The following is an 11,653-nucleotide window of genomic DNA, read 5'->3' as shown; positions in this document are numbered from 1 at the left end:
AAAGTCATTTAAAGGCTATACGTCCAGAATTTTAAGACAGGAATTTCCCTATCTTAAAACGAAAATGCCGACTCTCTGGACAAACAGCTATTTTGTATCGACGGTGGGCGGTGCTCCGCTGGAAACAGTAAAACAGTATATTGAAAACCAGAAAACATCGCAGAGACAAAAGGATAAGATGGGATAATGCAAAAAGGAATTAAATTCAGGATCTACCCGAACAGAGAACAGAAAAACTTCATCCATCAGACCCTGGGATGCTGCCGGTTCATCTACAACCGGGGACTTGCCATGCGTAAGGAAGGCTATGAAAATGGGGAAAAGATCGGCTATTCCCAGACTTCCGCCATGCTGACTGAACTGAAAAAGCAAGAGGAGTTTGCCTTTCTGAAAGCAGCAGATTCCATTGCATTACAGCAGTCTTTGCGGGATCTCGACCGGGGATTTGTGAATTTCTTTCAGAAACGGGCTTCCTATTGAAGGGGGCGATTTCCTGTAAATTCAAATCGTTTTCTACCTGTAAGATCATTCCGGGGAAGACGGTCAAATAAAATGAAAATACAGATGAGGAGAAAATAAAATGTTATTTTTTGTAAACGATTACTGCGAGGGAGCCCATCCGGCGATCCTCCAGAAGCTTCTGGAAACCAATATGGAGAAGCTTTCCGGCTATGGCACAGACAAATACTGTGATTCTGCAAAGGAGAAGATCCGTAAAGCCTGTGGCTGTCCGGATGCAGATGTGTTTTTCCTGGTGGGAGGAACTCAGACCAATGCCACGATCATAGGTTCTGTCCTGAACCGTTATGAAGGTGTTCTTGCGGCGCAGACCGGACACGTAAGCTGTCATGAGGCCGGAGCAATCGAGTATACAGGACATAAGGTACTGACACTTCCGGCAGAAAACGGAAAGATCAAAGCAGAAAGTATCACAGATTATGTGGAAACTTTTTATGGTGATGAAAGTCACGACCATATGGTATTTCCGGGAATGGTTTATATTTCCCATCCGACAGAGTACGGAACACTTTATACGAAGAAAGAGCTGGAGGAAATTTCCGAGGTATGCCATAAATACGAACTTCCGCTGTTTTTGGACGGAGCAAGACTTGGCTACGGTCTGGTAAGTCCGGAAGCAGATGTGACACTTGAGGATATAGCCAGATGTACAGATGTGTTCTACATCGGCGGAACCAAGGTAGGAGCACTCTGCGGTGAGGCAGTGGTCTTTACGAAAAAAGCTCCGAAGCACTTTATGACTATGGTGAAGCAGCAGGGAGCCCTTCTGGCAAAAGGCCGTCTTCTGGGAATCCAGTTTGACACACTGTTTACCGATGATCTGTATACAAGAATCAGCAAAAATGCTATTGAAACAGCTATGAAGCTGAAAAGAGCCCTTCAGGAAAAAGGATATCAGCTTTTTATGGATTCTCCCACGAACCAGCAGTTTGTAGTTTTGGAAAATAAAAAGAAAGAAGAACTGGGCAAAGAAGTTCAGTTTGATTTCTGGGAAAAATATGATAAAGATCATACAGTGATCCGTTTTGCCACAAGCTGGGGAACAAAAATGGAAGATATTGACGCGCTGATCGAGTTGCTGTAGGGCTGTCGGCAGACGATAAAAGAGATGAGATGGAAAAACTCCGTGAGGTCCGGGTGAATGCAGACCTCACGGAGTTTTTGTTTTCGAAAATTATAACTTCTTACCCTTCTCAGCAGCTGCGGTAAGCGCTTCGAATACGGCACTGCGGAAGCCGCTCTTTTCCAGGGTGCGGACACCTTCAATGGTAGTTCCTGCCGGTGAGCAGACCATGTCTTTCAGGTCTCCCGGGTGTCTGCCGGTTTCCAGAACCATTTTTGCGCTGCCGAGAACAGTCTGGGAAGCAAATTTATAAGCCTGCTTACGAGGCATTCCCTGGCTGACAGCGGCATCTGCCATGGCTTCGATAAACATAAACACATAAGCCGGTGAACAGCCGCCTACAGCGCCTGCGGCGTCCATCAGACGCTCCGGTACCACTTCGGTACAGCCAAAGCTGTCTGTGATCTTAAGGATTTCTGCCAGTTCGTCTTCCGAAACCCGGTCATTGGTACATACAGCAGTCATTCCGGCCCCAACCTGTGCAGGAGTATTAGGCATAAAACGGACAACTTTCAGAGGAAGACCGGCTTTTTCTTCCAGCCATGCAAGAGTCTTGCCGGGAGCGATTCCGATGATGGTGTGCTCTGTCGTGAGACTGTCGTGGACCTCTGTGAGAACTTCCTCATAAAACTGCGGCTTTACTGCAAGAACGACAGTTTTTGCAGATCTGACGATTTCATTGTTATCCAGAGTGGTGACAACACCAAGAGTTTTTTCACTGCGCGCTCTGCCTTCTTCTGTAAGGTTGGAAACAATGATCTCGTCCTTTGAAAAGATCCCCTGACGGAGAATACCGCCGATCATGGCAGAGGCCATATTTCCACATCCGATAAATCCAATCTTCATAAACAAAAATCCTCCTTGAAATTTATAAAAAAGGACACGCCTGACTGCGTGCCCTCTTTGGCAATGAAAGCAGATAACGGGAATCGAACCCGCCTCCTCAGCTTGGGAAGCTGATGTTCTACCGATGAACTATATCTGCCTGCATTACTAATTATAGCACCTGAAATAAGAAATACAAGTGCGATTTCAGATTCGGTCAGCTATTAATCTGCCAGCCCTGGCTCATGGTACTGTTATGATATCTGGTGGAATAAGTTACATCTTCTCCGAACCAGTCCGGCGCAGTGTAGGCATTGGCGGCTTCCTCTGTAGGAAATTCCACCTCAGCCAGAAGAACTCCCTCGTATTCTCCGTGGAACACATCCAGTTCAATAAAAAGTCCGTCTTTTTCCGGAATCACATAGCGGTCCTTGGTAATGAGGATACCGTCTGCTTTAGGCTTCAGATGCTCATAGGCTTCAGCGGTGAGCGGAAGATTATATTCTTCACGGCTCATGAGACCCTTGGATTTGTAAGTAAGAAAATAGTCATCATCCTGCCGGCGGATGCGGACGACAGGGGAAGTGCAAAGATACCCCTGCTCGATTCTGTGGCAGGGATAAGAAGCCAGATCCTGCGGAAGGTCATCCTTCCGGATCAGAAATTTACGTTCGATCTCCATATAAAAAACCTCCGGATTTGTGAAATGAAAAGATATTATGTTCAGTCTACAGGAAAAAAACAGGATTTGCAATGGCATATCTGTTGAAATTTCTTGACATTTTCAGATGAAAAAAGCATTATGGAAGGGAATGGGGAATACAGAAAATATTTATGGATTTTATAAAAGAAAGGATGAACAGGATCATGAGTAAAGTATATATTTTTTTCGCAGATGGTTTTGAAGATATTGAAGGACTGACCGTGGTAGATCTGATGAGAAGAGCCGGGATCGACATCCAGACAGTATCTATCAAAGAGACAAAAGAGATCAGAACCTCTCATGGGATCGATCTTCTTACAGACCGTACCTTTGGAGAATGTGATTTTTCCGATGCGGATATGCTTGTAATTCCGGGAGGAATGCCGGGAACAAAATATCTGGAGAAATATAAACCGCTGACTGAGCTTCTGACAGATTTCTATCAGAATGGTGGCAAGGTAGCAGCTATCTGTGCGGCACCAGGTATATTCGAGAGACTTGGATTCCTGAAAGGCATAAATGCTACATCGTACCCATCTGTTATGGAACAGCTTAAAAGTGCCAGAACATCTCTGGAGCCTGTAGTGGTAGATGGAAATGTAACTACCAGCAGAGGCCTTGGAACAGCCATCGATTTCAGCCTTTCCCTGATCGGACAGCTGGAGGGAAGCGCAAAGGCAGAAGAGATCGCTGAATCGGTGGTGTATGTAAGAGCATGAAAAAAGAGATGAAACAGGTCCTGTGGGTAGTGGCGCTTTTTGTTATACTGATGACAGCCACAGGAAATTTGGTGTCAGCTGCCGGCTTTGACTGGTCGGATGATACATTCGGGAATGCTTGCAAAAAAGTGTATTCCGTATCTTTCAGGTCAGGCGGAGGAGCCTCCTCTGCTATATATAAAAAATTGGAAAAGAAACAGAAATATGGTTCCATGATCACGATTCCCAAAGTGCCGCAGGTCCCAGCAGGATATCAGGCAGAAGGATGGTCTCTGAAAAAAGGAGGAGCGGAGGCAGGATATAAGCCGGGAAAAAAATATTTTGTAAAAAGAAATGTAACGTTTTATGCAGTGATAAAAAAGAAGAACAATCCCAAACTGATCCTGCACAGGAATGACGGAGATATCTACAAGATCATCCAGGCTCCAAGCGGAAAACTGAAACTACCGGTGATGGCCAATGAAGAGAATTATACATTCCTTGGATGGTCTACCAGGGCAGGTCAGAAGACTGCACCAAGGTATGAAGCCGGACAGGTGATCACAGTCAGTGGAACCATGCATCTCTATGCGGTGAGATTCTGGCGGTATCAGGAACCGAATCTGGTCAGGAACAGCTTTCATTATCCTGAGAATTACGAAAGGATCATCTTTGTGGGAGATTCCAGGACATATGGTCTTCAGAAGGTATTGTACGAACAGTTTGGAAAGGAGTATGTGGACAGCCATGTCAGCTTTGTATGCCGTTCTAATACGGAACTGGGCTGGCTGAAGTCAACGGGCGCACAGGCTCTTTTGAAAGAAATAGAAAAATATCGTAAAAATGAAAAATACGCAAAGATCGCAGTGGTGTTTAATCATGGTATCAATGATCTCAGAGATATTAACGGAAAACAGGATCTGAATGATAGACTCTCACAGTACGTGTCTTATATGAAAAAGCTGGGAACAAAGCTTTCCATGAAAAACTGCAGTCTGTATTATATGTCTGTGAATCCGATCAATGGAGGGGAAAAGGGAAGTACCAAGAATCGTAAATGTGAGGATGTCCGGACTTTTAACAGCGGTCTTGCCGGTGAGCTTGGAAGTCAGTACCACTATATTGATGTTTACAGTTATCTGATGCGGACCGGATATGGTACTGTATCCAATACGGGAGACGGTACAGACGATGGTGTTCATTATACGCCTAAAACTTATAAAAGGATTTTTACATTTTGTCTTAACAACATAAGAAAGACAGAAAATTACTTTAACATTGAGGACGTGGGCAGCTGAGAAATGCCCTGTGGGGGCATATGGAAAACTGAAAAAAATACTGGCGTTTTTACAGTGGTTATGCTATACTACAGAAATGACTGTAAATATATAATGCGAGTGTTAACTATTTTATATAAGGTATTTACTCGATATGATTAAGGAGGAACAAGAAACATGAGTTTACAGGTGGAGAAAATGGAGAAAAACATGGCGAAACTTACAATCGAGGTTTCCGCCGAGGATCTTGACAAAGCAATGCAGAATGCATATCAGAAAGCAAAAGGCAGAATTTCTATTCCGGGATTCCGTAAAGGAAAAGCTCCAAGAAAAATGATCGAGCAGATGTACGGAAAGGGAGTATTCCTTGAGGACGCTGCAAACGCTCTGATCCCTGAGCATTACAGCAAAGCACTTGCTGAGTGTGATCTTGAGATCGTTTCCCAGCCTAAGATCGATGTAACACAGGTTGAGCCTGGCAAACCATTTATCTTTACAGCAGAAGTAGCTACTAAACCAGAGGTAACTCTTGGTGACTATAAAGGACTTGAGGTTCCGAAGTCTGAGACAGAGGTAACAGACGAGGAAGTTGAGGCTGAGCTTAAGAAAGAGCAGGAGAAAAACTCCAGAACCATCACAGTTGAGGATCGTGCAGCACAGAACGGCGATACAGCAACTATCGATTTCGAGGGCTTCGTAGATGGTGAGGCATTCGAGGGCGGTAAAGGAACAGACTATCCGCTGACACTTGGTTCCAACACCTTCATCCCGGGATTCGAGGAGCAGCTTGTTGGTGCTAACACAGGTGATCACGTAGAAGTTAAGGTTACATTCCCGGAGGAGTATCAGGCAAAAGAGCTGGCTGGCAAAGAAGCTGTATTCCAGTGCGATGTTAAGAAGATCGAAGCAAAAGAGCTTCCGGAGCTTGACGATGACTTTGCTAAGGATGTATCTGAGTTTGATACACTTGCTGAGTACAAGGAAGACGTTAAGAAGAACCTGACAGAGAAGAAAGCAGAAGATGCACGTCGTGCAAAAGAAGATGCAGCAGTAGATAAAGTGATCGAGAATGCACAGATGGATATTCCGGAGGCAATGATCGAGACACAGACACGTCAGATGCTTGACGATTTCGCAAGAAGAATGCAGTCCCAGGGTCTTTCCATGGAGCAGTACTTCCAGTTCACAGGCCAGAGCGTTGACAAGATGATGGAAGACATGAAGCCACAGGCTCTTAAGAGAATCCAGACAAGACTTGTTCTTGAGAAGATCGCTGAGGTAGAGAACATCCAGCCAACAGAGGAAGAGGTTAACGAAGAGATCTCCAAGATGGCAGAGATGTACAAGATGGAAGCAGACAAATTAAAAGATCTCATCGGTGAGAACGAGATGGAGCAGATGAAGAAAGATATGGCTGTTCAGAAAGCTGTTACATTAGTTGCCGATGCAGCTGTAGAGGCGTAATAAACCTCGGAAATGGAGGGCAAAATGAGTTTAGTACCTTACGTCATTGAGCAGACCAGCAGAGGAGAAAGAAGTTATGATATCTATTCAAGACTTCTTAAGGACCGAATCATTTTCCTTGGAGAAGAGGTAAACGATGTCAGTGCGAACCTGATCGTTGCGCAGCTTCTCTTCCTGGAAGCAGAAGATCCTTCCAAGGATATCCAGCTTTATATCAACAGCCCGGGTGGTTCTGTAACTGCCGGAATGGCAATTTATGATACAATGCAGTATATCAAGTGCGATGTATCTACGATCTGCCTTGGAATGGCAGCCAGCATGGGAGCTTTCCTCCTGTCCTCCGGTGCCAAAGGCAAGAGATATGCACTGCCGAATTCGACGATCATGATCCATCAGCCATCAGGCGGTGCACAGGGGCAGGCTACAGAGATCCAGATCGTAGCTGACCAGATCGCAAAAACCAAAAAGAAGCTGAACGAGATTCTTTCTGCGAATACCGGACAGCCTCTTGAGATTGTGGAAAAAGATACTGACCGTGACAACTATATGACAGCGGAAGAAGCTAAGGCATACGGCCTGATCGACGGTGTTGTGATCCACAAATAATGCGTAAGAAAAGACTCCTGTAAAGACACAGGAGTCTTATCTTGCTTTAAAAAGGAATTTTAAATGTCTGCGAGAGACGGACATTTACGCTTAGAAAGGAAACAAAAAGATATGGCAGATAAAGTAAAAGAAGGAAAGGTAAGATGCTCCTTTTGCCATAAGACTGAAGATCAGGTACGCAAGCTGATCGCAGGTCCGGATGGAGCATATATTTGTGATGAATGTATCGGGATCTGCTCCGAGATCATGGAAGAAGAATTCAGTATGTATGATCATGAGGCAGATTATGAAACAGGGATCAACCTTCTGAAACCGGAAGAGATCCACAGTATCCTGGATGAGTATGTGATCGGACAGGATGATGCCAAGAAGGCACTTTCCGTAGCTGTTTACAATCATTACAAGAGGATTCTTGCTTCAAGAAACCTGGACGTGGAGCTGCAGAAGAGTAATATCCTGATGCTTGGTCCGACCGGTTCCGGTAAGACACTTCTTGCACAGACACTGGCAAGACTGCTGAATGTTCCTTTTGCCATCGCAGATGCCACTACTCTCACAGAGGCAGGTTATGTTGGCGAGGATGTTGAGAACATTCTTCTGAAGATCATTCAGGCAGCCGATTATGATATTGAGCGTGCCCAGTACGGAATCATCTATATCGATGAGATCGATAAGATCACAAGAAAATCCGAGAATACCTCCATCACCAGAGATGTGTCCGGTGAGGGCGTACAGCAGGCACTTCTGAAAATTCTGGAAGGAACCGTTGCAAGCGTACCTCCTCAGGGAGGAAGAAAGCATCCTCATCAGGAATTTATCCAGATCGATACTACAAACATCCTGTTCATTTGCGGTGGTGCTTTTGACGGACTGGAGAAGATCATCGAGGCAAGACAGGATACCAAATCCATTGGTTTCGGAGCAGAGGTTTCCGAGAAGGAAGACCGCAATGTGGGCGAAGTTCTGAAGGAGGTTATGCCGGAGGACTTTATTAAATTCGGTCTGATCCCGGAGTTTATCGGACGAGTTCCGGTCGTGGTAACCTTGGATTCTCTGGATGAAGAAGCACTGATCCGTATTCTGAAGGAGCCTAAGAATTCCCTCACAAAACAGTACGACAAGCTTTTTGAGCTGGATGGCGTGCAGCTTGAGTTCCAGGATGAAGCACTTGAGACAGTTGCCCGGAAATCTCTTGAGAGAAAAACAGGTGCCAGAGGACTTCGTGCCATCATGGAGCATACCCTGATGGATCTGATGTACAAGACACCATCGGACGACACCATCCGTAAGTGTATCGTCACAAAAGAGGCAGTGGAGGGAACCGGAGAGCCGGAGATCATCCACGGGGAGGCCAAGGCTCCTGCAAAAAAAGCAGGACGCAAAACATCCCGTTCGAGAAAGAAAGGCAAGCCGGAAACAGCTTGATGAAGGGAATGACATAAATGACAAATCAGGTCAATATATTGCCAATGATCGCTCTCCGTGGGACTACAGTCCTTCCGGATATGATCGTACACTTTGATGTGAGCAGGGAGAAATCCATCCGTGCCGTGGAAGCAGCCATGCTCCATGACCAGAAGATCTTTCTGCTGACACAGAAGGATCCTGAGGTGGAAATACCGGAACTTACGGATCTGTATCAGGTAGGAACCGTCGCTTATATCAAGCAGGTGGTGAAGCTTCCGCAGGATCTTTACCGGGTTCTGGTAGAGGGACTGGACAGGGCAGAGGTTCTGGGCCTGGAGCAGGAGGAACCATATCTGAAGGCGGAATGCGAGATCGTTACGGCACAGGAAGAGGATTACCCGGAACCGGTAAAGGACGCCATGCTTCGCAGCATCCGGGAGCTTTTTCAGAGATATTGCAGAGAAAGCGGAAAAGTAAGCAAGGATCTGGTAACCCAGATCATGAACATCGAAGATGTGCAGGAAACTATCGACCAGATCGCAGTAAATCTTCCGATGGCGTATCAGAACAAGCAGAAGCTTCTGGAAGCAGTGTCTTTGAATGACCGTTATGAGATCCTTGGAGCGCTTCTTGGCAGCGAGATCGAGGTGATCCATATCACCAAAGATCTTCAGCGCAAGGTGAAATCCCATATCGACAAGAATCAGAGAGAGTATATCCTCCGGGAACAGCTGAAAACCATCCGTGAGGAGCTGGGCGAGGAGAATACTGCTGATGATATCGATGAATTTAAAAAACAGCTGAAGGAGCTGGATGCATCTGATGAAGTAAAAGAGAAGATTTCTAAGGAGATCAGCCGTTTTAAAGGAATGGCAGCCAGTGCTGCAGAGGCAACGGTGCAGAGAGGCTATCTGGAAACCGTTCTTGCACTTCCGTGGAATAAGAAATCCGAGGATTCCGAGGATCTTGAGAACGCATGGAAGGTTTTGGAAGAGGGTCATTACGGACTGAAAGAGGTCAAAGAGCGTATCATGGAATTTCTTGCTGTACGTAAGCTGACCCACAAGGGAAAGAGTCCAATCCTCTGTCTGGTGGGACCTCCGGGAACCGGAAAAACTTCCATTGCACGTTCTGTGGCAGAGGCCATGAACAAGAAATACGTCCGCATCTGTCTTGGAGGTGTCCGTGATGAGGCAGAGATCCGTGGCCACAGAAAGACTTACGTCGGTGCCATGCCAGGAAGGATCACAGTCGCATTGAAGGAAGCCGGAGTCAGCAACCCGCTGATGCTTCTTGATGAGATCGACAAGACCAGCAGCGATTATAAAGGAGATACCTCCGCAGCACTTCTGGAGGTTCTGGATCCGGAGCAGAACAGTAAGTTCAATGATCACTATGTGGAGATTCCCCAGGATCTTTCCGAGGTACTGTTTATTGCCACTGCAAATGATGTTCAGGGAATCCCGAGACCTCTTCTTGACCGTATGGAGCTGATGGAAATCCCGGGATATACGGAAAATGAGAAGGAACATATCGCAAGGGAACATCTGATCCCGAAGCAGATGGAGATCAACGGTATTCCGGAAGGCAAGCTGGTGATCCAGCCGGCAGCTCTTGGCAAGCTGATCAACAACTATACCAAGGAAGCAGGAGTCCGTTCTCTGGAGAGAAGCATCGGACGTATCTGCAGAAAAACTGCACGTGCTATCATGGAAGAGGGTAAGGATAAGGTAGTTGTCACATCCAGAAATATTTCCAGATTCCTTGGCAAAGAACGATATAACTATCTGATGGCCAATGAGAAGGATGAGATCGGGATCGCCCGCGGTCTTGCATGGACACAGGTAGGCGGTGATACCCTGCAGATCGAAGTCAATATCATGCCCGGAAAAGGCGAGCTGCTTCTTACCGGACAGCTTGGAGATGTGATGAAGGAATCTGCACAGGCAGGTATCAGTTATATCCGTTCGGTTTCTGACCAATATGAGATCGATCCGGAATTTTTCCAGAAGCATGATATGCATGTACATATTCCGGAGGGTGCCGTTCCGAAGGATGGCCCGTCTGCCGGTATTACAATGGCAACTGCCATGCTGTCTGCAATTATCGAAAAACCGGTACGTGCGGATCTTGCCATGACCGGTGAGATCACCTTAAGAGGCCGTGTGCTTCCGATCGGCGGACTGAAAGAGAAGCTGCTTGCAGCTAAATATGCCAGGATCAAAGAAGTCCTTGTTCCGGAGAAAAATCGTCCGGATATCGAGGAGATGGACAGAGAGATCATCCAGGGACTGAATATCCGGTTTGTGGATAACATGAAAGAAGTTCTCGGTGAAGCTCTTGCATAAACAAAAAACAGAAAAACCCTGCCCTGACCTTCAGGACAGGGCTTTTAAAAGAAAAGGGAGGAATAACGAATGGTAATCAAAAACGTATCGCTGGATATCGTCTGCGGCATCACAAGCAAGATCCCGGACACAGGAAGGCCGGAGGTAGCTTTTGCGGGAAAATCAAATGTAGGGAAATCCTCCCTGATCAATGGTCTGATGAACCGCAAGGCCCTGGCAAGAACCAGCGCACAGCCGGGAAAAACACAGACGATCAATTTTTATAATATTAATGAAGCAATGTATCTCGTAGACCTGCCGGGCTACGGCTACGCCAAGGTTTCTGCGGCAGAGAAGGAAAAATGGGGAAAAATGATCGAGGGCTATCTTCATAATTCCAAAGAGCTCCGTGCGGTTTTTCTCCTGGTGGATATCCGCCACAAGCCTTCCGCCAATGACAAGCAGATGTATGACTGGATCTGTCACAACGGATATGAGCCGGTGATCATCGCGACCAAGCTTGACAAGCTGAAACGCAGCCAGGTGGCAAAAAGCCTGAAGGAGATCCGCATCGGACTGGGCCTTCCGAAAGAGGGAAAGATCCTTCCGTTTTCTGCGGAGACGAAGCAGGGAAGAGACGAGATATGGGCACTGATCGATGAGTTGACCGGCCTTGGTGAACCGGCAGCTACAGAGGATTAAGG

At 46.3% G+C, this 11,653-nt stretch carries 12 protein-coding genes and 1 tRNA gene; 10 read left to right on the top strand and 3 right to left on the bottom strand.

Annotated elements, in window-relative coordinates; all coding sequences use genetic code 11:
• The 3 genes from DMI82_RS16960 to DMI82_RS16950 form a co-directional block, all read left to right on the top strand.
• A partial coding sequence (locus DMI82_RS16960; RefSeq protein WP_146207182.1) for a transposase occupies window positions 1-187 on the top strand: 187 nt, incomplete at its 5' end.
• Complete coding sequence (locus tag DMI82_RS16955; protein ID WP_173759912.1) at window positions 187-480, top strand: helix-turn-helix domain-containing protein; 294 nt, start codon at window positions 187-189, stop codon at window positions 478-480. The genes DMI82_RS16960 and DMI82_RS16955, both read left to right, overlap by 1 nt.
• Before the next feature lie 100 nt (window positions 481-580).
• Window positions 581-1,603 carry a threonine aldolase family protein gene (locus tag DMI82_RS16950; protein ID WP_110104050.1) on the top strand — a complete coding sequence of 341 codons (1,023 nt, stop codon included), beginning with the start codon at window positions 581-583 and terminating at the stop codon, window positions 1,601-1,603.
• Between the two features lie 90 nt (window positions 1,604-1,693).
• Here the strand turns inward: DMI82_RS16950 and proC are convergent, their stop codons facing one another.
• The 3 genes from proC to DMI82_RS16935 form a co-directional block, all read right to left on the bottom strand.
• The gene (proC, locus tag DMI82_RS16945) at window positions 1,694-2,488 is read right to left on the bottom strand and encodes a pyrroline-5-carboxylate reductase (protein ID WP_110104049.1); all 795 of its coding nucleotides are present in this window, start codon (window positions 2,486-2,488) and stop codon (window positions 1,694-1,696) included.
• A 68-nt stretch (window positions 2,489-2,556) separates the two neighbouring features.
• Window positions 2,557-2,627, bottom strand: a tRNA-Gly gene (locus DMI82_RS16940).
• 57 nt (window positions 2,628-2,684) lie between these two features.
• Window positions 2,685-3,149, bottom strand: coding sequence for a CYTH domain-containing protein (locus DMI82_RS16935; RefSeq protein WP_110104048.1), 465 nt, complete (start codon window positions 3,147-3,149; stop codon window positions 2,685-2,687).
• Between the two features lie 182 nt (window positions 3,150-3,331).
• Between DMI82_RS16935 and DMI82_RS16930 the strand changes: the two genes are divergently transcribed.
• From DMI82_RS16930 to yihA, 7 genes are all read left to right on the top strand, one after another.
• Complete coding sequence (locus DMI82_RS16930) at window positions 3,332-3,889, top strand: DJ-1 family glyoxalase III (protein ID WP_110104051.1); 558 nt, start codon at window positions 3,332-3,334, stop codon at window positions 3,887-3,889.
• Window positions 3,886-5,166, top strand: coding sequence for an InlB B-repeat-containing protein (locus DMI82_RS16925; RefSeq protein ID WP_022426168.1), 1,281 nt, complete (start codon window positions 3,886-3,888; stop codon window positions 5,164-5,166). Before DMI82_RS16930 ends, DMI82_RS16925 begins: the two co-directional genes overlap by 4 nt.
• Before the next feature lie 156 nt (window positions 5,167-5,322).
• The gene (gene tig, locus DMI82_RS16920) at window positions 5,323-6,609 is read left to right on the top strand and encodes a trigger factor (RefSeq protein ID WP_015527366.1); all 1,287 of its coding nucleotides are present in this window, start codon (window positions 5,323-5,325) and stop codon (window positions 6,607-6,609) included.
• Between the two features lie 24 nt (window positions 6,610-6,633).
• Entirely contained in the window at window positions 6,634-7,215 is a 582-nt protein-coding gene (gene clpP, locus DMI82_RS16915; protein ID WP_015527365.1) for an ATP-dependent Clp endopeptidase proteolytic subunit ClpP, read from the top strand.
• 111 nt (window positions 7,216-7,326) lie between these two features.
• Window positions 7,327-8,640, top strand: a complete 1,314-nt coding sequence (gene clpX, locus DMI82_RS16910; RefSeq protein ID WP_022426169.1) for an ATP-dependent Clp protease ATP-binding subunit ClpX — start codon at window positions 7,327-7,329, stop codon at window positions 8,638-8,640.
• Window positions 8,641-8,657: 17 nt separating this feature from the next.
• Window positions 8,658-10,970: an endopeptidase La gene (gene lon, locus DMI82_RS16905; protein ID WP_092068692.1), complete on the top strand. Its 2,313-nt coding sequence runs from the start codon at window positions 8,658-8,660 to the stop codon at window positions 10,968-10,970.
• Window positions 10,971-11,039: 69 nt separating this feature from the next.
• Entirely contained in the window at window positions 11,040-11,651 is a 612-nt protein-coding gene (gene yihA, locus DMI82_RS16900; protein WP_015527362.1) for a ribosome biogenesis GTP-binding protein YihA/YsxC, read from the top strand.
• The last annotated feature ends 2 nt before the right edge of the window (window positions 11,652-11,653 follow it).

It is taken from the genome of Blautia sp. BCRC 81119, from assembly GCF_003184505.1.
Classification (GTDB): domain Bacteria; phylum Bacillota; class Clostridia; order Lachnospirales; family Lachnospiraceae; genus Blautia_A; species Blautia_A fusiformis.
This window is presented reverse-complemented; position numbering and strand designations above follow the sequence as displayed.